We start from the raw sequence: 207 nt of genomic DNA, 5'->3' as shown, positions 1-207 counted from the left end.
GTCGAGGGCGTTGACCGCCAGGTCGAGCAGCCAGGAGCGGATGACGGTGCCCTCCTGCCAGGACCGGAAGACCTCGCGCACGTCCGTGACGGAGTCGACCTTCTCCAGCAGCTCCCAGCCCTCGGCGTAAGCCTGCATCATCGCGTACTCGATGCCGTTGTGGACCATCTTCGAGAAGTGCCCGGCACCCACCTTGCCCGCGTGGAC

The 207-nt window shown here is 66.7% G+C and carries 1 pseudogene; it reads right to left on the bottom strand.

Going from position 1 to position 207, the window contains the following annotated elements:
• Positions 1–207, bottom strand: a pseudogene (locus RB628_RS42465) (6-phosphogluconate dehydrogenase); the annotation flags it as partial.

The organism is Streptomyces sp. ADMS (assembly GCF_033441795.1).
Taxonomy (GTDB): domain Bacteria; phylum Actinomycetota; class Actinomycetes; order Streptomycetales; family Streptomycetaceae; genus Streptomyces.
Note: the sequence above shows the minus strand (reverse complement) of the source record. Positions and strands in the feature narration are given on the sequence as shown.